Below are 20,069 nucleotides of genomic sequence, written 5' to 3' on the forward strand. Positions count from 1 at the left end.
ATTTGGCCTCCTGAATGTCAGCCTGAAAGTTCGGACCATTCGCCGCTTTGCCCCCCGGTTCCCACGACGATATTCTGCACAGCAGCGAGGTTAGGGGGGATTTGTTTAAATGACAACAAGCGAAGGCAAGATGCCGGAAATGACCGACGAACACCTTGAACGGCTTCAAGAAAACATGATGAAAGTCGAGGCGCTGTCGAAGCGACTGGTCGAGGTTATGGCGTCCAGAAAACCTCACAATCCCGCGCTGGATGTCCCGAATCACGAAGTTTTGGCAAAGGCGGCAACGGCTTACTGGACCGAGGCGCTGCAGAACCCGGCCAAGCTGCTGGAACAGCAGATCGAATACTGGGGCAAGTCCGTTTTGAATTTTGCTGCAGCGCAGCAAGCGCTGCTGAACGGAGACGATGACGTGGAAACCGGCGCGCCGCGCGACAAGCGGTTTGCGAATCCGCTGTGGGACAAGAACCCCTATTTCCGTCTGGTGCTTCAGCAATACCTGACCAATGCCGAGGCGATCGCACAGGCCGTCGATTCCGTCGAGGATCTGGACGAAAAAGACAAGCGACGCCTGCGCTTCATGGCGCAGCAGATCGTCGACATGATGTCGCCCACCAATTTCCTGCCGACCAACCCAGACGCCCTGCAAAAGGCGATCGAGACCGACGGCCAGTCGTTGATTCAGGGGCTTGAGAACCTGGTGGCCGATCTCGAGGCCAATGACGGCGCGCTGGTGGTGAAACTGGCCGACGAAAAAGCATTCGAGGTGGGGGGCAACCTGGCAACCACACCGGGCCAGGTAGTGTATCGCAACCGGATGATGGAGTTGATCCAATATGCGCCAGCCACCGAAACGGTGCATGAGATCCCGATCGTTCTGTTCCCGCCGTGGATCAACAAGTTCTACATCCTGGACATGAAACCCGAAAACAGCCTGATCAAATGGATCACCGAGCAGGGTTATACCCTGTTCGTGGTTAGTTGGGTCAATCCCGATGCCAGCTATGCCGAAACCGGCATGGAGGACTATATTCAGGACGGCTACCTGACCGCGATCGAAGAGGCTAAGAAGATCTGCCAGGTCAAGCAAGTGAACGCTGTCGGCTATTGCATTGCGGGCACCACGCTGGGCCTGACTTTGTCGCTGCTGAAACAGCGGGGTGACAAATCGATAAAATCCGCAACCTTCTTTACCGCGCTGACGGATTTTTCCGATCAGGGCGAGTTCACGCCGTTCCTGCAGGAGGACTTCATTGAAGAGATCGAAGAGGAGGTGAACCGCATCGGCGTTTTGCGGTCATGGATCATGGCGCGGACCATGTCCTTTCTGCGGGCGCGTGATCTGGTCTATGCCCCTGCGGTGCGCAGTTACATGATGGGTGAAACGCCGCCGGCATTCGACCTGCTGTATTGGAACGGCGATGGGGCCAACCTGCCGGCCAAGATGGTGGTGCAGTATCTGCGGGGCCTGTGTCAGCGCAACGAGTTCGTCACCGACGGGTTCGAGTTGATGGGCCACAAGCTGCATGTGCGCGACGTGGATGTGCCGCTGATGGCAATCACCTGCGAGACCGACCACATCGCCGCTTGGAAGGATTGCTACCGGGGGGTCCAGCAGATGGGGTCTCGGTCGAAGAGCTTCGTGGTGTCCGAATCCGGCCATATCGCGGGCATCGTGAACCCGCCCAGCAAGAAGAAATACGGTCACTACACCAATGACGACCTGAAGGCGGATGCCGACACCTGGATGAAAGAAGCCTCCTACCACGAGGGCTCGTGGTGGCCGCGCTGGGAGGCGTGGTTGAAAAAGCGTTCAGGCAAGCAGGTTCCCGCGCGTACGCCTGCTGATTCGGACCATCCACCGCTGGCCCCGGCGCCCGGCACCTATGTCGTGGCCAAGCCAAAGGTCTGATTTCATTCTGAAACCTAATATATTTCTGCGACGCAGCAAAAAATGCTTGAAATGCTGCGTTGCGGCATTCATATTGTCCTCAAGCTGAAGAACCCGGGGTGGGCCCGGACTGGCTGAAAGGATTAGACCAATGGCAAAGACCCAAGACTTTACCGCAACCCTGAAGGAAATGATGGGTGCTTTCCCGGTGGATACCACCGCAATGGAAAATGCGTTCAAATCGACCGCGACCCTGAACGAGAAACTGTCCGGCGTTGCGCTGGAAGCCGCCGAGAAATCGGCCGAGATCTCGAGCAAGTGGACCAAGGACACCCTGGCCAAGCTGGCAGAGATGTCGAAAGCCAAGGCCGAGCCGGCTGACTACGCAAAAGCCGCAACCGACTTCGCCAGCGCTTCGGCCGAAGTCGCGGCTGAGAACCTTGCCGCTTTCGCTGAAATCGCCAAGAAGCTGCAGTCGGAAACCGTCGAGCTTCTGATGGCTGCCGGCAAGGAAGCCGCGGAAGAAACCACCGCAGCCGTCAAGAAAGCCACCAACGAAGTGACCGCTGCCGCTAAGAAAGCAACGGCGGCCAAGTAAGCAAGACCCGCGAAACGCACCCATCCCTCCCAACCGGTGCAATCGCTAGGGGCAGGTCCTGTGGCCTGCCCTTTCTTTTTGTGCTGCGGTCGCATAACCTCTGCTGCAACGCATCATCCTTGGGGAGGGCAAACGGTGTCGGACAAAGAAAAACCTCTGCTGATCAAGCGCTATGCCAGCCGTCGGCTGTATAACACCGAGACCAGTGACTATGTCACGCTCGAGGACATCGCGGGATTTATCCGCGACGGGCGCGAGGTGCAGATCATCGACCTGAAGACCGGGGATGACCTGACCCGCCAGTATCTGCTTCAGATCATTGCCGAACATGAAAGCCGCGGCGAAAACGTGCTGCCGGTGAACGTGCTGAACGATCTGGTGCGCAGCTACATGCTGCCGGGCGGGGGCATGATGCCGCAATTCCTGCAATCCAGCTTTGAGATGCTTCGCGAAAGTCAGACCAAGATGATGGAGAACATGAACGCCATGAACCCCATGAGCAACATGCCGGGGTTCGAAGCGCTTCAGGCGCAGCAGCAGGCGTTTCTGAAGGCCATGACAGGCGGTTTGTCAGGCGGATGGTCGGGGCCTGAAAAGGACGAGAACGCCAAGCCCGAGTCCAAAGAAGACTTGGACGACATCAAGAAACAACTGGCCGAGCTGCAGCAGAAACTGTCCAAGCTCAGCTGATACCAGACAGGCCCGGATGACCCGCGCCTTTTGTCTCTGGCGTTGAGCTCAGGTACCGAAGGCCACTTCGGGCGCGGTAACCTCGCCGACCGAGGCCAGGATGATGTCGGCGATTACATCCAGTTCCGCGCGGGTCAGGCGCACGGGAAGGCGCACATCACAGGCCGACATCAGCATTGTGCGCGTTCGAGGCAGCTCGACCTGCTCGGGCAGAAACTGCCAATTCCAGAAGGCGCGGGCATTGTCCTCGCTCAGACCAAAGACCTGCACCTTGACGCCACGGCCCTCGGCTGCAGCGGCAAATGCCTTGATCTGGTCTTTGTTCAGGTCGACCAGGTTGAATTGGATCGAATCCGGCGCACGTCGTTCCGGTGTCAGCGGGTCGGGTACGTGAATATGCGGCGAGCTGTTCAGGCGCTGCGCCACATAGTCGTGGTTGGCCAGCCCGTCGCGCACCCGCCGCGCCAATTCGGGCAACTGCGGCCGTATCACTGCCGCGCTGAGGTTGCTCATACGCAGATTGTAAAGCGGCAGCTTGTTCTGCCATCGGGCAAAAGCCTGCTCCAGATCGGGCGTATTCTGGCCATGCGGGCCTTTGTGTTTCTTCCAATTGTGCTCGTAGGCGCCCGACATGATCACGGCGCGGGCGACGAGGTCGGCGTCGTCGGTGACAAGGATGCCGCCTTCGCCCGCGTTGATCATCTTGTAGGACTGGAACGAGAAACAGCCCACCTTGCCGATTGTGCCGATGTTGCGGCCATGCCAGGTCGTGCCCAGCGAGTGGGCTGCGTCCTCTATCACCGGGATGTCGCGCATGTCGCACAGCGCCATGATCGCGTCCATGTCCGAGGTATGGCCGCGCATGTGGCTGATGATAACCGCCTGAACGCCGTCGAGCTTGGTCGCGAAATCGTCGATGTCGATGCGGTAATTTTCACCCACCTCGCACAGGACCGGAACGCAGTCGGCATGCACCACCGACGAGGGCACCGCCGCAAAGGTAAAGCCGGGGATCAGCACCCGCGCGTCCCGCGGCAGCCCCAGCGCCTTGAGCGACAGGAACAGTGCGGCCGAACAGGACGACACAGCCAGCGCGAATTTGCTGCCGAGCAATTCGGCGAACTCTGACTCGAGCAGGGCAACCGGCGCGTCCTGCGGCGCGGTATAGCGGAACAGGTCCCCGGATTGCATCAGGGACTCGATCGCGTCTTTGGCAGCGGCAGGGATGGGTTCGGCGTCGTGGACGTTGGGTGGCAGCGTCATATTTGAAAATTCCAAAGGTTATCTGTGGAAAAGATAAAATGAAAGATCGCGCAAACCAAGCTTTCATTCGCCTGTTGGGCGAAATTTCACCGAACTGTCACAAGTCTCGGGTCAAAGGGCCAGCCGATCACGCAGGGCATACCATGTCATTGCCAGCACCAGCAGAGGGCTGCGCAGGGCCGAGCCGCCGGGAAAAGGCAGAGCGGGCACGCGGGCCATCGTGTCGAACCCTTCGGTCTGACCCTGGATGGCCAGCGCCATCAACTGACCGGCATGGGTTGCAGTGCCGACCCCGTGACCGGAATAGCCCGAGGCAGACAGGATGTTCGGCGCCAGGCGTGTCAGGTAGGGCATCCGCCGCATTGTGATGGCCAGCGTGCCGCCCCAGGCATAGTCGATCCGAACGTCGCGCAGATGCGGAAAGATCTCGGTCATCGGTTTGCGGACTTTGGCGGCGATGTCGGATGGAAAGCGATAGCCATAGCTCTCGCCACCGCCGAACAACAGCCGCCCATCGGCGCTGAGCCGGAAATAGTTCACCACGAATTTCGTGTCGGCAACCGCCACATCCTGCGTCAGAACCTTTGCAGTCTCGGCGCCCAGAGGTTCTGTTGCGGCGATGAAATTGTTGATCGGCATGACCCGCGCCGCGACCTTGCGGTTCAGGTTGCCCAGATAGCCATTGCAGGCCAGAATCAGATGGTCGGCCGTGACCGAACCCTGTTCGGTGCGAACGGTGACGCGCGGGCCTTCTTCGATGCCCAGAACCTCGGTGTTTTCGTGCAGCATCAGACCGGCGGCCAAGGCGGCCTCGGCCAGGCCAAGCGCAAAGTTCAGCGGGTGCAGATGGGCCGCGCCCCTGTCCAGATAGCCGCCCGCATAGGCCGGCGAGGGGCAGAGCGCGCGCCCAGCTTCGGCATCCAGAAGCTCGATCTGGTCATAGCCATAGGCGGTTTTCAGGTGCTTGGCGTGAGTGTGCAATTCGCCCTGTTCGCCGTCGCTGAAGCCTAGCGTGGCGATGCCCGGTTTCAGGTCGCAATCGATGCCGTGGCGTTCGATCAAGGATTTGACCAGCGTCTTGGCGTCTTCGGCCAGATCCCACAGCTTGGCCGCGTCGTCGCGCCCGACCAGTTTTTCCAGATCTTCCTGATCCATGCGCTGGGCGCTGCCCAGTTGCCCGCCGTTGCGCCCCGAGGCGCCGAAACCCACGCGATGCGCCTCAAGCAGGACTACTTTGAACCCGGCCTCGGCCAGGTGCAGCGCAGTCGACAGACCCGTATACCCTCCACCGACGATGCACACGTCGGCTGTGACATCGCCGCGCAGCGACTCGGTTGGGGTTCGCGGGTGCGCGGTGGCGGCATACCAACTGGGTGGGTAAGTGCCGCGTTTGTCATTGCTGTACAGCAGATTCATGGCGCACATGGCTCAGACGTTCAGCAGCAGGTGTTCACGCTCCCACGGCGAAATCACCTGCAGGAATTCCTCGTACTCGGCGCGTTTCACGATGCTGTAGACGCGGGCGAACTCGGGGCCCAGAACCTGATGCAGGGCGTCGGCCTCGTCGAACAGATCCAGCGCGTTGCCCATGACCTGCGGGATGTCGCCGTCACCTTCGTAGGCGTCGCCATAGAACTGACGGCGCGGCCGGTCCTGATTGACAAGGCCAAGATAGCCGCAGGCCAGCGACACGGCGATGCCCAGATAGGGGTTGCAGTCCATCCCGGCAATGCGGTTTTCCACCCGGCGGCTGTCGGGACCCGACAGCGGCACGCGGATCCCCGTGGTGCGGTTGTCGCGCGCCCATTCCAGGTTGATCGGGGCGGCGTGGTCCTTGACGTAGCGCCGGTACGAGTTGACGTAGGGTGCCATCACCGCCAGCCCGGCGGGCAGGTGCAGTTGCAGACCGGCGATGAAGTTGTAGAACGCATCGGTCTCGCCGCCCTGAGGACCCGAGAACAGGTTCTTGTCCGTCTCCATGTCGATGATCGAGTGATGGATATGCATGGCCGATCCCGGCTCATCCTCGATCGGTTTGGCCATGAAGGTGGCAAAGCAGTTGTGGCGCAGCGCAGCCTCGCGGATGAGGCGTTTGAAATAGAACACCTCGTCGGCCAGCTTGACCGGGTCGCCGTGGCGCAGGTTGATCTCAAGCTGACCAGCGCCGCCCTCCTGGGTGATGCCGTCGATCTCGAACCCTTGCGCCTCGGCGAAATCGTAGATGTCGTCGATCACGGGGCCGAATTCATCGACCGCGGTCATGGAATAGGCCTGCCGCGCGGCAGCCGGGCGGCCCGAGCGGCCCATCATCGGCTCGATCCCCTTGGCCGGGTCCACGTTGCGGGCAACCAGAAAGAACTCCATCTCGGGCGCGACAACCGGTTTCCACCCTTTGTCCTTGTACAGCTGGACCACGCGTTTGAGCACGTTGCGCGGGCTGAACGGAATCGGATCGCCGTCGCGGTCGTAGGCGTCATGGATCACCTGCAACGTCCAGTCGCCCGTCCACGGTGCCGCGGTGGCGGTGGAAAAATCGGGCTTGAGGATCATGTCGCGCTCTATGAAACCATCCTCGCCTGCGGCTTCGCCCCAGTCTCCGGTTATGGTCTGGTAGAAGATGCTGTCTGGCAGATGGAAATAGGACTGCTTGGCAAATTTCGAGGCCGGAACCGCCTTGCCCCGGGCAATGCCGGGCAGGTCCGAGATGATGCATTCCACCTCGTCCAGCCGGTGTCCTTCGATGTAATCGCGCGCCGCCTGTGGCAGCTGCTCTGTCCATTCGGCCATCAGGCCCTCTCTTTCTTCAGGAAATTGGCCATCAGGCGGCCGATCCGTTCGTTGTCATCGGGGGCGGCTTCGCGGGTCTTCGCGTCTTTCATCAGCGCATCGGGCACCACACCCTTGCCGCGCGTTTCCATCAGCCCCTGGATGAAGTCGTTGGAATATTCCGGGTGGGCCTGCACGGTCCAGATCGTGTCGCCATAGGCCAGCATCGCGTTTTCGCAGAACGGGTTGCTGCCCAGCAGGTGCGCGCTTTCGGGGCGTTGCGTGACCTGATCCTGATGCCAGGCGTTCAGGCTGACGGTTTCGCCGTCATAGTCGTATTCGGTGCGCCCTATGGCCCAGCCGCCTTTGAATTTCTCGACCTTGCCGCCCAAGGCCTGCGCGATGATCTGGTGGCCGAAACAGACGCCGATCAGGGGTTTGCCGGCCGCCTGGATCTGTCGGATCAGCTCTTCGAGCGGCGGTATCCACGGATGATCCTCATAGGCACCGTGACGCGACCCGGTGATCAGCCAGCCATCGGCATCATCGGGATCATCGGGAAATTCGCCATCAACCACGGCATAGGTCACGAATTCAAAACCGTTGCCATCCAGCAGGGTGCGGAACATGGCGTCATAATCGCCGAATTTCTTCTCCAGCGGTTCGGGCGTGTGGCCGGTCTGCAAAATGCCGATTTTCATGAGTCACCAAATTTGATCAAATTTAATCTAGCTGAGTCCCGCCGAACGGGCAAGGGGGTCAGACGGCCTCGAGATAACTGAGCCAGTGCTGATCTGCCGGGATCTGCTCGAAGCGCGCGATCTCCTGCCGCTTGGTCATGGCCATGTTGCGGATCAGATCAGCGGGAAAGATGCGCGCGACGATCGGGTCGGTCTCGAACGCAGTCACGGCCGTGTCCCAGTCAGCGGCCAATTGCGGCAGGCCGTCGATGTCGTAAGCGTTGCCGGTGATCGGGGCTGGGGGGTGCAGGCCGTCCTCGATGCCCACGAGGGCCGCGCCCAGAACCGCAGCCAGCATCAGATAGGGGTTGATGTCGCCGCCGGCCACGCGGTGCTCGATCCGGCGGGCGGCGGGCGCACCGCCCGGAATGCGGATCGCGGCGGTCCGGTTTTCATAGGCCCAGGCCGCGCTTGTGGGGGCATGGGCTCCGGGCACGAGCCGCGTGTAAGAATTGCCATGCGGAGCAAAAATCAGCGTGCTGCCGGGCATGGCGGCCAGACAGCCGGCGACGGCAGAGCGCAGGATTTCGGTCCCTTCACGCCCGCCATTGTCAAAGACGTTGCGGCCCTGGCCATCAAGCACCGAGAAGTGCACATGCATTCCGTTCCCCGCATCATCGGCATAGGGTTTGGCCATGAAGGTCCCGGTAAAGCCGTGCTTGCGAGCCAGCCCACGGGTCAGTGCCTTGAAAAGCCACGTATCATCGGCGCAGCGCATGGCGTCCTGATGGTTCAGGTTGATCTCGAACTGGCCGATGCCGCTCTCGGAAATTGCCGTCTGGGCGGGGATCCCCATTTCGGCGCACCCGTCATAAAGCTCGGTGAAGAAGGCGTCGAAGGCGTCCATTTCGGCCATCGACAGCACCGCCTCGCCGCGCAGCCGACGGCCAGTGACCGGGTTATGTGGGGGCTTTGGATGCGCATCCGAGGAATCAAGCAGGGTGAATTCCAACTCGGTCGCGGCAACAACTTTCCACCCGCGCTGGGCATAGCGCGACAGGACCGCGGCCAGCGCATGGCGGGGATCGCCGGCAAAGGGCGTGCCGTGATCGTCGTACAGGCACATCGGCACCAGCGCCGTGGGTGTAGTCAGCCAGGGCATCGGCACCGGCCCGCGCTCGGTCGGGCGCAGCACGCCATCGGCGTCGCCGGTTTCAAACACCAGCGGGCTGCCCTCGATATCGGCGCCCCACAGATCGACGTTCAGCGCCGAAAACGGCATGCGCACCGCGCCGCTGCCCAGCTTGTCGGCGTAAGACGGGGGCACGCGTTTGCCGCGCATCTGGCCGTTCAGGTCACATGCGGCGACGCGAAATGTGTGCAGGGCGGCAAGGTCCATCCGGGGCTCCGTAGCTGTGCTTCGGCAAACCTAGTCGAGCTTTTTGCCCTTGTCACGATATTTGATCAAATTATCCGACAGCAGCTGTCGCCCTGCTGAATGGGCGGGCAGGCCACGGTTCCGTACGAGCAGTAGACACAGCAATCGCCCGGCTTGGGTTTCAGCACCGTTTGGCAGACGCTGCATTCATAAAACCACTGGCAGGCGTCGGTGGGCATGGTCTCGGACTGGGCGTGGCCGCAGACCGGGCAGGTCAGGGTGCTTTCAAGCGTTACGGTCTTGTCTGTCATGGTCTCACATCGGCTGGATCAGAAATACGTTGATGCGGGCCTCGTGGAACACGACAACCCAGGCGACGGCAGTCATCGCGGTGCTGGCCGCCAAGCCCCATTCCAGATGGCGCACAGCATTGCGCCGACAGGCCACCAGCCACGCAGTCGCGATCAGTGCCGTCGAGGCCGCCTGAACATGGTAGCTGACCGCCATGATCTGGCCAAAGACGGCCAGCCAACTGCCGCCAAGGCCCAGCAACATCATCGTCATCGGCAGCATGCAGCACGCGCCCACACTAAGGGCCGACAGGGATCCGGCGAAGCTGAGGCCGAGAAATCCGCGCATCTTGTTCATCCGTTATTCAAGGCCTGCGGCATTGCCGCATCGCGTGGGCAGAGGTCCAAATCCTGTAGTCACTACAGGATCAAGCGAAAGAGGTCACATGATTGCGATCGGCGAAGCGGCCCGTCAAAGCGGCGTGGGGATTGAGAACATCCGGTATTACGAGCGCGAAGGCATCGTGCCGCGCCCGGCGCGGGCCACCAACAATCGGCGGCTGTATTCCGCGCAGGATGTTGGGCGGTTGCGGTTTCTGAAACGCTGCCGTGACCTGGGGGTTTCGCTGGGCGACGCAAAGGCATTGCTGGACCTGTCCGAGGGCGGCGCGGCCGATTGCGCCGAGGTCATCGCATTGGCGCAACGTCACATGGAAAGCGTACGCCGCAAGATCGCCGAGTTGCAACGGTTGCAAGCCGCCCTGGACGAGCTGACCGCCAATTGCGCCGAAGGGTCGGTGGACTGCAGGATGCTGGGCCAGTTGCGGATGGCCTGAGCCCCGGCGCCTCAGCGCGCCAGGTTCAGGCGGAACCGCATCTTGGCCTTGCGCGCCACCGGCAGGTGCCGGTTCAGCCGCTTGTTGATCAGGCCGAACATGCCCACGATCACCAGCGTCAGCAGGATGAAGTAGAACGCCAAGATCGGATAGGGGACGAACGGGTTGAACGTCTTGTCAGCGAAATAGCTGGCATAGTACAGCGCGTCCCCGCGTTGCTGCCAGGCCGGGAAGGCCGAGAAGAAGACCAGCGTTGTGGCATGGAACAGGAAAATCGCCTCGTTCGTGTAGGCGGGCCAGGCCAACCGCAGCATGGTGGGCCACACGATCCGGCGGAAGCGCGACCAACCCGACATGCCATAGGCATCGGCGGCCTCGATATCACCCTTGGGAATCGACCGCAGCGCGCCATAGAAGATCTCGCCCGAATAGGCGGCGGTGTTCAGGAACAGCACGATCAGCGCCCCCAGCCAGGCCGAGGTGAAGGCGTCGAACATAGGATAGGTCTTCTTGAGCGACAGGAACAGGAAGTAGGCAAAGAAGAACTGGATGAACAGCGGCGAACCGCGGAAGATGAAGATGAACCACTCGGACGGTTTTCGCAGCCACTTGCGGCTGGACGCCTTGCCCAGAGCCACGGCCGTGGCCAGGAAGAACCCGGTGGCCAGCGCCATCACGCCGAAATAGATGTTCCAGATCATCCCCGAACCGATCAGGGTGAACTGTTCGCATAGGGTGAAATCGCTGCGCGGCAGCAGGCGCTCGCCGATGCCGATCGAGCGCAGGCCGTAATCTTGGATGGTCTGCAGGCAGCTCATGCGGTGGTCTCCTTACGCAGCAGCTCTCCGCCCGAGGTCGCCTGGCCATGCGACAGGCGGCGCATCAGCCGTTCAAGGCCAATCTCGGAAACGCGGGTCATGCCAAGGTAAAAAACCAGCAGGAACAGGAAGTACCACATGCGCCAGTCGCCATGCGGATAGGCGGTGAATTTCGAGGTCTTGGTGCCGCCCAACTCGCGCGCCCAATAGACGATGTCCTCGACCCCCAGCAGGAACAGCAGGGGCGTGGCCTTGATCAGCACCATCCACAGGTTCGACAGGCCGGGCAGAGCATAGACCCACATCTGCGGCACGAGAATGCGCCAGAAGGTCTGGCGGCGGGTCATGCCATAGGCCTCGGCGGTTTCAAGCTGCGCCAGCGGCACGGCGCGCATGCCGCCGAACAGCACGTTGGCGGCGAAGGCGCCGAAAACGATCGAAAAGGTGATGACGGCCAGGAAAAAGCCGTAGGTTTCGTGCACCCATTCCGGTGCGGTGCCCAGCGGCAGCTTGGCGGCGGGGCAGACGAGGAAATCGTTGCCCTGACGGATCGGATCGGTCCAGTCGGGACACAGCACCTGGTGCCGCATCCATTCGAAACCCTGGTCCAGGGCGATCACGAAGAACAGGAAAAACGCAATGTCGGGCACCCCGCGCACGATGGCGATATAGCCCTTGCCCAGCCAGCCTAGCGGCGGGACATGCGACCGGGCCGCCATGGCCCCCGCAAAACCGAAGGCCAACGCCACCGGGGCCGTCACCGCCAGCAAGGCCAGAACCTTGATGAACGACAAGTAGAACGACCAGTGCACGCCGTTGGTCAGATAGCATGAAAACCAGCGGAAAGTGCCGAGCGTGTCGGGATCAGCGCAGTAGGAAAACATGAGGCGTCTTTCGAACGTCAGGCCCAGCACAAGGCCGGGATTGGTTCGGCGCGCGTGGCGCCGAACCGTAGGACCGGATGCTTAGTTGGTGACGACCGAGCCGTCAGGTGCATAGGTGGCGGTATCCTCACCGAACCACTTTTTCAGCATCTCGTTCAGGGTGCCGTCCTGTTTCATCGAGGTAATCGCGGCATCGAATTTTTCACGCAGCTCCGTGTCGCTTTCGCGCAGACCCATACCGACGCCACCGCCCAGCGGAACTGGATCGCCGACAAAGACCAGTTCGCCATTCGATTCCTCGACAAGCGGCACCAGATAGTCGCGGTCGGCCAGAACGGCATCGGCTTCGCCGTTGCGCACGGCGGCGATGGTTTCCTCGGGCGTTGCGAATTCAACCAGGGTTGCGCCCGACTCGGCCACGTGGCCGGCCTGGATGGTCGCGGTCTGTGCAGCGACAACGCCACCGGTCACGTCAACATCCGCCGAGGTGGCCACATAGGCCGACGCGGTCGGCGGGTAGTAGTCCTGGGTGAAGTCGATGACCTCGTCACGCTCGGCCGTGATCGACATGCCGGCGATGATGGTGTCGTAGTTGCCTGACACCAGGTTCGGAATGATCGAATCCCAGTCGTTCTTGACCCATTCGCATTCCAGCTGGGCGCGTTTGCACAGCTCGTCGCCGACTTCACGCTCGAAGCCGTCGATCTCGCCGGCGTCGTTGATGAAGTTGTACGGAGGATAGGCGCCCTCAGTGCCCATGCGGACCGTGTCGGCCATGGCCATGCCGGCGCCAAGCGCCAGTGCCGCGGTGGTCAGAATCAGGTTTTTCATTGGTAACTCCCCTGTTTGGTTCTGTTCTGATGTTATGCCGCCATCGTGGCGGAGAGAAAGCCCCGAAGCCGTTCGGATTCGGGCGCGGAGAAGATATCTTCGGGCGAGCCTTCTTCTTCGATCAGGCCCTGGTGCAGAAACACCACGTGGCTCGAGATGTCGGCGGCCATCTGCATGTCATGGGTGACGATGATCATGGTGCGGCCTTCGGCGGCCAGATCCTTGATTACCTTGATCACTTCCTGTTCCAGCTCGGGATCCAGCGCCGAGGTCGGTTCGTCAAACAGAAGCGCCTCGGGCTCCATGCAGAGCGCGCGCGCGATGGCGGCTCGCTGTTGCTGGCCACCCGAGAGCTGCGCCGGATAGGCGTCGCATTTGTCGCCGATGCCAACCTTGTCCAGATATCTGCGGGCGCTGTCCTCGACCTCGTGCCGGTCACGGCCCAGCACGGTGATCGGGGCCTCCATCACGTTTTGCAGGATGGTCATGTGGGCCCAAAGGTTGAACTGCTGGAACACCATCGACAGGTTGGTGCGAATGCGCAGCACCTGCTTGGGATCGGCGGGGCGGCGATGGTCGCGGGTTCCCGTCCAGCGCACCGGCTCGCCCTTGAACAGGATCTCGCCTTCCTGGCTGTCTTCCAGCAGGTTGCAGCAGCGCAGCAGGGTGGATTTGCCCGACCCCGATGACCCGATCAGCGACACCACGTCGCCGCGATGGGCGGTGATGTCCACTCCTTTGAGGACTTCGAGATTGCCAAAGCTTTTGTGCAGGTTCCTGATCTCGATGACGGGAGTGCTGTCGGTCACGGGTCGTCCTGGTGTTGTTGAGTGCGTTGGTGCGGTACTAGGGCTGAAAAACCAGAGCAATGCAATGCGCAAATGACAAGTTCAAGACCTGAAATCTCCGATTCGGCCAAGGACAGTGGTCAAATTGGTCAGCTTTCGGGCACCACCGCCGCGGGCGGTGGCGGGTTGGGAACGGCAAGGTAGAGATCGGGAGCAATGTCGATCAACCCGTGGATGTGCAGCGCCGCGCGATCGGCCGGGGAAAGGTCTGAGATCGCGGCGCGAACCGCGGCGGCGACCGCGGCCGGATCGCGCGTGATCGCGGTGATGTAGGGCAACGCCGGGGTGGGGCGCGTGGTTGCCACTTGGCGCAGGCGCTGGCCCAGATCGGTGTGCTCTTGCAGCAGCACCCATGTCAGCGCGTCCAGCGATGCAAAATCGGCATGTCCGTCGGCCACGGCCTGCGCTGACAGGGCGTGTCCACCGGTTTCCAGCAGGCGCGCCGGTGCAAGGCCCAGTTCGGACAGATGCGTGACCGGGGCGGCCCAGCCCGATTGGGACAGGGCCTCGTTATAGGCAAGGACGCAGGCGGCCAGTTCGGGCAGATCACGCGCATCATTGGCCCGGGCCACGAAGACCGAACAATAGTGCCCCGGCGGGCAACCCGGCAGGCCATAATCGGGGGTGCCAACCAGATGCACCTTGCCATGCAGTCGGGTGCGATAGGGCATGCCGCAGGTCTGGGCAAAGACTAGGTCAGGGTCCTGCCAGATTTCCCAGAAATCGCGATCACGGGTCAGTTGGCCCGGACCTTCGCCCAAATGCGCGCGAATCAGGCTCCAAAAGCGATCATTGACGGGCCGAAGGGCGGGCATGTCGTACATGCCCAGCATTGCGGTCACGATTTGGCGGCCTTCTGCCGGGCCCGTGCCGAATCCACGTCGCTGACGCCCAGAAGGCTGACCACCAGCCGCAAAAGCGAATCCTCATCCTGCGAGCGCTGACCGTCGGCCAGCGCCACCGACCACAGCGCCTGAACCACGCTGAGGCGGTGATCGTAGGGCACCGCATCCTTGATGGCACGGGTGAAACGGACGGTGTCGGGGGCTTCTGCCTCGAGGTCCTCGGCCCGCGCACGCAGTCCTGCGGCCTCGAACGGCGACAGGTCATAGCGTGCAGCCAGAACCTTGTCGATGCGCGACATTTCGCTGTCGGCATAGTCATCGTCGGACCGGGCCAGGCGCACCAGCAGGGCGGCAAGCGCTAGCCGGGCGTCGTCATCGGTCAGTGGGTCGGGCTGCGGCTGGGTAAGCCGGGACAGGAAGGCATTGAACATGCCTCAGATATAGCGGCGGCTCAGTCTGCGTCCAAGCGGCTTTGCACGCGTTCGCGCGCGGCCTGGCTGTCATTGTAGCTGAGCCCCATGGCGATGCGTGCCTCTTCCACAATCTTGATCTCGCCCTCGTCCGAGTTTCCGTCGGCCAGCACCACCTCCCACAGGGCCTCCATCGCGGCCAGCCGCTCCTGCAAGTCCGTCGTTTCGCGGATCAGCTTGCCGAACGTGTCGGTGTCGGGGGCTGCGGCGTGCAGCTTCTCGCAGGTGGCGCGGACCTGGGCGGCCTCGATCGCGTTGTGCTGGTACAGGCGCGCCAGGATGCGATCGATCAACCGGATCTCTTCCAGCTTGTAGTCGCGGTCGGCCTGAGCCACGCGCACCAGCAACGCGCCTAGAGCCAGTTCCGTGTCCGGATCGGGCAGGGTGGTCTGTTGCTGCGGGCGAAACGCCTGAAAGAACTTTTTCAACATTGGCGCAGACTATTCCGTATTTTGTGGTCCGCCAAGCCCGGGCTACCCGTCATAGCCTTCGATGATCACCAGATCGCCCAGCGAGACCGGATCGCGCAAGGCCTTGGCTTTCTGGTAACCCGCGCTTTCATAGCAGGCCAGCGCATCCTCGTAGCTTGGGAATTCGATCACCACGGTGCGGGCGCGGGCTGCACCTTCCTTGACTTGGCGCTGACCCCCGCGCACCAGGAACCGCGCGCCATAGGCGGCGAAGGGTTCGGCGTTTGCGGCGATGTAATTCCTGTAGGCCTCCATATCGTTCACGTCGACATGCGCCACCCAATATCCTTTGGCCATGAAACTGCCCCCTGCGGTTTTTCCGGGTCAAATTGACCCGGAACGGAATGCAAAGCAAGCCCAAGCCGAAGGGGCGCGTCAGACCAGGCGCGAGCTTTCCTTCGCAGCGCGCACGAAATCGCGGAACAGCGGGTGCGGGTCGAAGGGCTTGGATTTCAGTTCGGGGTGATACTGAACGCCGATGAACCACGGGTGGTCCGCCCATTCGACGATTTCCGGCAGGCGGCCGTCGGGGCTCATGCCCGAGAATTTCAGCCCCGCCTTCTCGAGCTGTTCACGATACTTGATGTCCACCTCGTAGCGGTGGCGGTGGCGTTCCTCGATGTCGCAGGTGCCATAGACCTTGGCCACCTTGGAGCCTTCGGTCAGAACCGCATTGTAGGAGCCAAGGCGCATGGTGCCGCCCTTGTCATCGCCAACCTTGCGTTCGATCTTGGCGTTACCCTGGATCCATTCCTTGAGGTGATAGACCACCGGTTCAAAGCGCTTCTTGCCGGCCTCGTGGTCGAATTCCTCGGAGCCCGCGCCGGCGATGCCGGCCACGTTGCGGGCGGCCTCGATCACCGCCATCTGCATGCCCAGGCAGATGCCCAGGTAGGGAACCTGATGTTCGCGGGCGTATTGCGCGGCTTTGATCTTGCCCTCGGTGCCACGCTCGCCGAATCCACCCGGCACCAGAATGGCGTGGAAGCCTTCCAGATGCGGACCGGGGTCCTCGGTGTCGAAGATCTCGGCATCGACCCATTCGACCTTGACCTTGACGCGGTTGGCCATGCCGCCGTGGGTCAGCGCTTCGGCAATCGATTTATAGGCGTCTTCCAGCTGGGTGTATTTGCCGACGATGGCCACCTTCACCTCGCCTTCTGCGTTGTGGATGCGGTCGCTGACGTCTTCCCATTTCGACAGGTCGGGCTTGGGGGCCGGGCTGATCTGGAAAGCGTCCAGCACCGCCTGATCCAGCCCTTCCTTGTGGTAGGCCAGCGGCGCGTCATAGATGGTCGAGAGATCCTGCGCGGCAATCACTGCATCGGGGCGGACGTTGCAGAACAGGGCCAGCTTTTCGCGCTCTTTCTGCGGGATCGGACCTTCGGAACGGCAGACCAGGATGTCGGGGGCCAGACCGATCGAGCGCAGTTCCTTGACCGAGTGCTGGGTGGGTTTGGTTTTCAGTTCTCCGCTGGCCTTGATGTAGGGCAGCAGGGTCAGGTGCATAAAGATGCACTGTCCGCGCGGCTTGTCTTGGCTGAACTGGCGGATTGCCTCGAAAAAGGGCAGGCCCTCGATGTCGCCCACGGTGCCGCCGATTTCGCAAAGCATGAAATCGACCTCATCCTCGCCGATGGCGATGAAATCCTTGATCTCGTTGGTGACGTGCGGGATCACCTGGATGGTCTTGCCCAGATAGTCGCCGCGGCGCTCCTTCTCGAGCACGTTCATGTAGATGCGGCCTGAGGAAATGGAATCGGTCTTGCGTGCCGGAACGCCGGTGAAGCGTTCATAGTGACCCAGGTCTAGGTCGGTTTCTGCGCCGTCATCGGTGACGAAGACCTCGCCATGTTCGAACGGCGACATGGTGCCGGGATCGACGTTCAGGTAGGGGTCGAGTTTGCGTAGACGCACCGAATATCCGCGTGCCTGCAGCAACGCGCCCAGTGCGGCCGAGGCCAGCCCCTTGCCCAGCGACGAAACAACACCACCAGTGATGAAAATAAAACGCGCCATGTTTTTCGGCTGCTCCCGTGAGACGTCATTACCAACTGCCCGGCGGCCTGAAAAACCGCAGCATCACGGGACTTCACGTATAAAGGATTCGCGCCAAAAGCGCAAGAGAACCGCAAGATGCTGTTGCCGTTCTCTTTCAGATTTCTAGGTTTTGTGGATCAGTCGGCCTGCGGGATCAGCGGGGCATTGTCGCCCTGCGCCGGAGGCAGCAGATCTTCGGCCGGCGGAACCAACGGTGTGGTTTCTTCGGTTTCCACCGGAGCCGGAACGCCCAGACGATCGATGACCGACGTGCCAGCCGATTTCTGCGCCGCCAGAATCGTCAGCGTGATCGAGGTGACGATGAAACAGGCCGCAAGAATCCAGGTCAGTTTGCCCAGCGCCGTCGCGGCTGCGCGGCCGGTCATGGCGCCGCCGCCACCGCCGCCCATCCCCAAGCCGCCGCCCTCGGACCGCTGCATCAGGACAACGGCAATCAGGCCAAGGGCCAGAAGAAGGTGGATGATGAGAACGACGTTTTCCATGGTGGTCCTGTACGGCGTGGCGTGTATCGCCGGGTACTTAAGCAAGTTTGGGGGCGGGGGCAAGTCACGAGTTTCCCGCAGCCGGATCGATCCGCGATTTTGCATCGAAAGATGTGGACAGGACGCGGTGCATCGCGCAGGCTTTGGCCATGCCACATGACCACCCCGATCATCCGCACGCCCTGCTGCCACCCGAACCCGCCCTGCGCGTGAAAGCGCTGGAAACGGTTCTCATCCGCAAGGGCCTGATCGACCCGGCGGCTCTGGATGAGATCATTGACATCTATCAAAACCGGATTGGTCCGCAGAATGGTGCGCGCGTTGTTGCAAAGGCATGGGCCGATCCAGAGTTCAAGTCCGGGCTGCTAAAGCATGCGACGCCGCTGATCGCCGAACTGGGCTATTACGGGCGGCAAGGAGAGCACATTGTGGTGGTCGAGAACACGCCACAGCAGCACAACATGGTCGTCTGCACCCTGTGCAGCTGCTATCCGTGGCCGCTGCTGGGGATTCCGCCCACCTGGTACAAGTCAGACGCCTATCGCGCCCGCGCGGTGCGCGAGCCGCGAAAGGTTTTGGCAGAGTTCGGCGTAAATCTGCCGTCTGAGACGGCGGTACGCGTGTGGGATTCGACAGCCGAGATACGCTACCTCGTCCTTCCGATGAGGCCGCCGGGCACTGAGGGGATGAGCGAGGACGAGATTACGGCGCTGGTGACCCGCGACAGCATGATCGGCACCGGGCTGCCCAAGGTGCCGGCATGACGCGCGCGCATGATATGGGTGGCCGGTTCGGGGATGGCCGGGTCCGGCCCGAGCCGCAGGAGGCCCCGGTTTTCGCCGAGAAGTGGCACGCCCGGGCGCTTGCCGTCACGCTGGCCGCGGGCGCGTTGGGGCAATGGAACATTGACACCGCGCGCCATGCGCGCGAGCGGTTGTCGCCGCAAGACTATGCGCGGTTTTCCTATTACGAAAAATGGATCTCGGCCCTGGCTGACCTGTTGGTCGAAACGGGTGTGCTCAGCCTGGACGAGCTGCGCGGGGTGGACACCAAGGTGGAACATCCGTTGGCGGTTCGGGCGCTGCAAGCCGGCGCTGTGGAAAAAGTTCTGGCCATGGGTGGTCCGGCCGACCGTCCTTCGAACGTCGAGGTCGAATTCAAGGTTGGTCAGGTGGTGCGTACGCGCCGACCGGCGGGGAACCGATTGGTCGATGGCGGTCATACCCGATTGCCGAAATATGCCGCCGGAGCGCAGGGGCGGATCTTGCGCGTTCACGGGTGTCACGTGCTGCCGGATTCCAGCGCCCACGGACTGGGTGAAGCGCCTGAGCCGCTCTACGCCGTCGCGTTTCGGGCCTCGCAACTTTGGACGCACCCCGAAAGCCCACAGGACGAGGTCATCCTTGACCTTTGGCAAAGCTATCTGGAGCCGCCATGACCACATGCCCACCACCAATCCGGCCCGACATGGTGTTCGAGCAACCCTGGCACGCACAGTTGTTCGCCACCACGGTTGCGCTGAACGAGGCGGGGAGGTTTTCCTGGGCTGAATGGACGAATGCCTTTTCGACCACTTTGACGCGGCACGGTGTCGCCCGCGAACTGGATGGCGGCAATGACTATTTCCTAGCTTGGCTAGAAACGCTCGAGACACTTTTGGTATCCTCAGGTGCCGCCGAGCGCAATGAACTTGATGCTGTGTCCGAGGCTTGGAGGGTTGCGTTTCTGAGCACTCCACACGGGCACCCAGTTCGACTTACTCGCGAATAGGGGCTCTGCCCCCGCCGCTCGTTCCGGGCGACTCCCCCAGGATATTTATGGCCAGATGAAATTTGCGGCCAATGTTCATCCGGCCCAAAATATCCCCACCGGAGGCATCGCGCGCCAGCGCGATCGAACACTGCGTCGAAATACCGGTTTCCCTGCTGCCTGTGCCTCGTTATACGGGCCGAGTTTGGAAAATCAGCA

General features: G+C 61.8%; 24 protein-coding genes. 7 read left to right on the forward strand and 17 right to left on the reverse strand.

Annotated elements, in window-relative coordinates:
* Positions 1 to 109: 109 nt before the first annotated feature.
* From AC2FMD_RS04970 to phaR, 3 genes are all read left to right on the forward strand, one after another.
* Positions 110 to 1,912: a PHA/PHB synthase family protein gene (locus tag AC2FMD_RS04970; protein WP_496743585.1), complete on the forward strand. Its 1,803-nt coding sequence runs from the start codon at positions 110 to 112 to the stop codon at positions 1,910 to 1,912.
* 130 nt (positions 1,913 to 2,042) lie between these two features.
* On the forward strand, positions 2,043 to 2,489 hold the full coding sequence (locus AC2FMD_RS04975; RefSeq protein WP_490361999.1) for a phasin, PhaP: 447 nt from the start codon (positions 2,043 to 2,045) through the stop codon (positions 2,487 to 2,489).
* Positions 2,490 to 2,624: 135 nt separating this feature from the next.
* A complete protein-coding gene (gene phaR / locus AC2FMD_RS04980) occupies positions 2,625 to 3,179 on the forward strand; it encodes a polyhydroxyalkanoate synthesis repressor PhaR (protein ID WP_496680260.1) in 555 nt (184 codons plus the stop codon).
* Between the two features lie 48 nt (positions 3,180 to 3,227).
* Here the strand turns inward: phaR and AC2FMD_RS04985 are convergent, their stop codons facing one another.
* The 7 genes from AC2FMD_RS04985 to AC2FMD_RS05015 all read right to left on the reverse strand — a co-directional run bounded on the left by AC2FMD_RS04985 (position 3,228) and on the right by AC2FMD_RS05015 (position 9,914).
* A complete protein-coding gene (locus AC2FMD_RS04985; RefSeq protein WP_496794760.1) occupies positions 3,228 to 4,442 on the reverse strand; it encodes a DegT/DnrJ/EryC1/StrS family aminotransferase in 1,215 nt (404 codons plus the stop codon).
* 111 nt (positions 4,443 to 4,553) lie between these two features.
* Positions 4,554 to 5,858: an NAD(P)/FAD-dependent oxidoreductase gene (locus AC2FMD_RS04990; RefSeq protein ID WP_496794761.1), complete on the reverse strand. Its 1,305-nt coding sequence runs from the start codon at positions 5,856 to 5,858 to the stop codon at positions 4,554 to 4,556.
* Positions 5,859 to 5,870: 12 nt separating this feature from the next.
* Positions 5,871 to 7,229: a glutamine synthetase family protein gene (locus AC2FMD_RS04995; RefSeq protein ID WP_496680263.1), complete on the reverse strand. Its 1,359-nt coding sequence runs from the start codon at positions 7,227 to 7,229 to the stop codon at positions 5,871 to 5,873.
* Positions 7,229 to 7,909: a type 1 glutamine amidotransferase gene (locus AC2FMD_RS05000; protein WP_496742357.1), complete on the reverse strand. Its 681-nt coding sequence runs from the start codon at positions 7,907 to 7,909 to the stop codon at positions 7,229 to 7,231. The genes AC2FMD_RS04995 and AC2FMD_RS05000 overlap by 1 nt, the downstream gene beginning before the upstream one ends.
* Before the next feature lie 58 nt (positions 7,910 to 7,967).
* On the reverse strand, positions 7,968 to 9,287 hold the full coding sequence (locus AC2FMD_RS05005; protein WP_496742356.1) for a glutamine synthetase family protein: 1,320 nt from the start codon (positions 9,285 to 9,287) through the stop codon (positions 7,968 to 7,970).
* Positions 9,288 to 9,352: 65 nt separating this feature from the next.
* A complete protein-coding gene (locus AC2FMD_RS05010) occupies positions 9,353 to 9,577 on the reverse strand; it encodes a GDCCVxC domain-containing (seleno)protein (protein WP_496794762.1) in 225 nt (74 codons plus the stop codon).
* Between the two features lie 4 nt (positions 9,578 to 9,581).
* On the reverse strand, positions 9,582 to 9,914 hold the full coding sequence (locus tag AC2FMD_RS05015; protein WP_496711863.1) for a hypothetical protein: 333 nt from the start codon (positions 9,912 to 9,914) through the stop codon (positions 9,582 to 9,584).
* A gap of 88 nt (positions 9,915 to 10,002) precedes the next feature.
* Between AC2FMD_RS05015 and AC2FMD_RS05020 the strand changes: the two genes are divergently transcribed.
* Positions 10,003 to 10,392, forward strand: a complete 390-nt coding sequence (locus tag AC2FMD_RS05020) for a MerR family transcriptional regulator (RefSeq protein ID WP_496742354.1) — start codon at positions 10,003 to 10,005, stop codon at positions 10,390 to 10,392.
* Between the two features lie 11 nt (positions 10,393 to 10,403).
* Here the strand turns inward: AC2FMD_RS05020 and AC2FMD_RS05025 are convergent, their stop codons facing one another.
* From AC2FMD_RS05025 to secG, 10 genes are all read right to left on the reverse strand, one after another.
* Positions 10,404 to 11,210: an ABC transporter permease gene (locus AC2FMD_RS05025; protein WP_496680269.1), complete on the reverse strand. Its 807-nt coding sequence runs from the start codon at positions 11,208 to 11,210 to the stop codon at positions 10,404 to 10,406.
* The gene (locus AC2FMD_RS05030; RefSeq protein WP_480633320.1) at positions 11,207 to 12,094 is read right to left on the reverse strand and encodes an ABC transporter permease; all 888 of its coding nucleotides are present in this window, start codon (positions 12,092 to 12,094) and stop codon (positions 11,207 to 11,209) included. Before AC2FMD_RS05030 ends, AC2FMD_RS05025 begins: the two co-directional genes overlap by 4 nt.
* A gap of 81 nt (positions 12,095 to 12,175) precedes the next feature.
* Positions 12,176 to 12,925 (reverse strand): transporter substrate-binding domain-containing protein, encoded by a 750-nt coding sequence (locus AC2FMD_RS05035; protein ID WP_496680270.1) that lies wholly within the window; start codon positions 12,923 to 12,925, stop codon positions 12,176 to 12,178.
* 32 nt (positions 12,926 to 12,957) lie between these two features.
* Positions 12,958 to 13,734: an ABC transporter ATP-binding protein gene (locus tag AC2FMD_RS05040; RefSeq protein WP_496680271.1), complete on the reverse strand. Its 777-nt coding sequence runs from the start codon at positions 13,732 to 13,734 to the stop codon at positions 12,958 to 12,960.
* A 128-nt stretch (positions 13,735 to 13,862) separates the two neighbouring features.
* Positions 13,863 to 14,606 (reverse strand): phosphate/phosphite/phosphonate ABC transporter substrate-binding protein, encoded by a 744-nt coding sequence (locus AC2FMD_RS05045; RefSeq protein WP_496742361.1) that lies wholly within the window; start codon positions 14,604 to 14,606, stop codon positions 13,863 to 13,865.
* 5 nt (positions 14,607 to 14,611) lie between these two features.
* Positions 14,612 to 15,049, reverse strand: coding sequence for a tellurite resistance TerB family protein (locus AC2FMD_RS05050; protein ID WP_496794763.1), 438 nt, complete (start codon positions 15,047 to 15,049; stop codon positions 14,612 to 14,614).
* Positions 15,050 to 15,069: 20 nt separating this feature from the next.
* Positions 15,070 to 15,519 (reverse strand): tellurite resistance TerB family protein, encoded by a 450-nt coding sequence (locus AC2FMD_RS05055; protein WP_496680273.1) that lies wholly within the window; start codon positions 15,517 to 15,519, stop codon positions 15,070 to 15,072.
* A 42-nt stretch (positions 15,520 to 15,561) separates the two neighbouring features.
* Positions 15,562 to 15,855, reverse strand: a complete 294-nt coding sequence (locus AC2FMD_RS05060; RefSeq protein ID WP_496742352.1) for a DUF1330 domain-containing protein — start codon at positions 15,853 to 15,855, stop codon at positions 15,562 to 15,564.
* A gap of 78 nt (positions 15,856 to 15,933) precedes the next feature.
* Entirely contained in the window at positions 15,934 to 17,577 is a 1,644-nt protein-coding gene (gene pyrG, locus AC2FMD_RS05065; protein ID WP_496742351.1) for a CTP synthase, read from the reverse strand.
* Between the two features lie 158 nt (positions 17,578 to 17,735).
* A complete protein-coding gene (secG, locus tag AC2FMD_RS05070) occupies positions 17,736 to 18,101 on the reverse strand; it encodes a preprotein translocase subunit SecG (protein ID WP_496680278.1) in 366 nt (121 codons plus the stop codon).
* Positions 18,102 to 18,250: 149 nt separating this feature from the next.
* Between secG and nthA the strand changes: the two genes are divergently transcribed.
* The 3 genes from nthA to AC2FMD_RS05085 are packed head-to-tail and all read left to right on the forward strand — an operon-like array spanning position 18,251 to position 19,871.
* Positions 18,251 to 18,865, forward strand: coding sequence for a nitrile hydratase subunit alpha (gene nthA, locus AC2FMD_RS05075; RefSeq protein ID WP_496742350.1), 615 nt, complete (start codon positions 18,251 to 18,253; stop codon positions 18,863 to 18,865).
* Positions 18,862 to 19,539, forward strand: a complete 678-nt coding sequence (gene nthB, locus AC2FMD_RS05080; protein ID WP_496742349.1) for a nitrile hydratase subunit beta — start codon at positions 18,862 to 18,864, stop codon at positions 19,537 to 19,539. The genes nthA and nthB overlap by 4 nt, the downstream gene beginning before the upstream one ends.
* Positions 19,536 to 19,871, forward strand: coding sequence for a nitrile hydratase accessory protein (locus AC2FMD_RS05085; RefSeq protein ID WP_496742348.1), 336 nt, complete (start codon positions 19,536 to 19,538; stop codon positions 19,869 to 19,871). The genes nthB and AC2FMD_RS05085 overlap by 4 nt, the downstream gene beginning before the upstream one ends.
* Positions 19,872 to 20,069: the final 198 nt, after the last annotated feature.

The sequence above is a fragment of the Ruegeria sp. BHSC276 genome (assembly GCF_059612945.1).

Coding starts and splice junctions, on each gene's coding strand:
- AC2FMD_RS05025 (WP_496680269.1), bottom strand. CDS start 11,210: ATGAGCTGCCTGCAGACCATCCAAGATTACGGCCTGCGCTCGATCGGC.
- AC2FMD_RS04985 (WP_496794760.1), bottom strand. CDS start 4,442: ATGACGCTGCCACCCAACGTCCACGACGCCGAACCCATCCCTGCCGCT.
- pyrG (WP_496742351.1), bottom strand. CDS start 17,577: ATGGCGCGTTTTATTTTCATCACTGGTGGTGTTGTTTCGTCGCTGGGC.
- AC2FMD_RS05020 (WP_496742354.1), top strand. CDS start 10,003: ATGATTGCGATCGGCGAAGCGGCCCGTCAAAGCGGCGTGGGGATTGAG.
- nthB (WP_496742349.1), top strand. CDS start 18,862: ATGACGCGCGCGCATGATATGGGTGGCCGGTTCGGGGATGGCCGGGTC.
- AC2FMD_RS04975 (WP_490361999.1), top strand. CDS start 2,043: ATGGCAAAGACCCAAGACTTTACCGCAACCCTGAAGGAAATGATGGGT.
- AC2FMD_RS05005 (WP_496742356.1), bottom strand. CDS start 9,287: ATGGACCTTGCCGCCCTGCACACATTTCGCGTCGCCGCATGTGACCTG.
- AC2FMD_RS04990 (WP_496794761.1), bottom strand. CDS start 5,858: ATGAATCTGCTGTACAGCAATGACAAACGCGGCACTTACCCACCCAGT.
- AC2FMD_RS04995 (WP_496680263.1), bottom strand. CDS start 7,229: ATGGCCGAATGGACAGAGCAGCTGCCACAGGCGGCGCGCGATTACATC.
- AC2FMD_RS05085 (WP_496742348.1), top strand. CDS start 19,536: ATGACCACATGCCCACCACCAATCCGGCCCGACATGGTGTTCGAGCAA.
- AC2FMD_RS05055 (WP_496680273.1), bottom strand. CDS start 15,519: ATGTTGAAAAAGTTCTTTCAGGCGTTTCGCCCGCAGCAACAGACCACC.
- AC2FMD_RS05060 (WP_496742352.1), bottom strand. CDS start 15,855: ATGGCCAAAGGATATTGGGTGGCGCATGTCGACGTGAACGATATGGAG.
- AC2FMD_RS05050 (WP_496794763.1), bottom strand. CDS start 15,049: ATGTTCAATGCCTTCCTGTCCCGGCTTACCCAGCCGCAGCCCGACCCA.
- AC2FMD_RS04970 (WP_496743585.1), top strand. CDS start 110: ATGACAACAAGCGAAGGCAAGATGCCGGAAATGACCGACGAACACCTT.
- AC2FMD_RS05035 (WP_496680270.1), bottom strand. CDS start 12,925: ATGAAAAACCTGATTCTGACCACCGCGGCACTGGCGCTTGGCGCCGGC.
- AC2FMD_RS05010 (WP_496794762.1), bottom strand. CDS start 9,577: ATGACAGACAAGACCGTAACGCTTGAAAGCACCCTGACCTGCCCGGTC.
- secG (WP_496680278.1), bottom strand. CDS start 18,101: ATGGAAAACGTCGTTCTCATCATCCACCTTCTTCTGGCCCTTGGCCTG.
- nthA (WP_496742350.1), top strand. CDS start 18,251: ATGCCACATGACCACCCCGATCATCCGCACGCCCTGCTGCCACCCGAA.
- AC2FMD_RS05030 (WP_480633320.1), bottom strand. CDS start 12,094: ATGTTTTCCTACTGCGCTGATCCCGACACGCTCGGCACTTTCCGCTGG.
- AC2FMD_RS05015 (WP_496711863.1), bottom strand. CDS start 9,914: ATGAACAAGATGCGCGGATTTCTCGGCCTCAGCTTCGCCGGATCCCTG.
- AC2FMD_RS05045 (WP_496742361.1), bottom strand. CDS start 14,606: ATGCTGGGCATGTACGACATGCCCGCCCTTCGGCCCGTCAATGATCGC.
- AC2FMD_RS05000 (WP_496742357.1), bottom strand. CDS start 7,909: ATGAAAATCGGCATTTTGCAGACCGGCCACACGCCCGAACCGCTGGAG.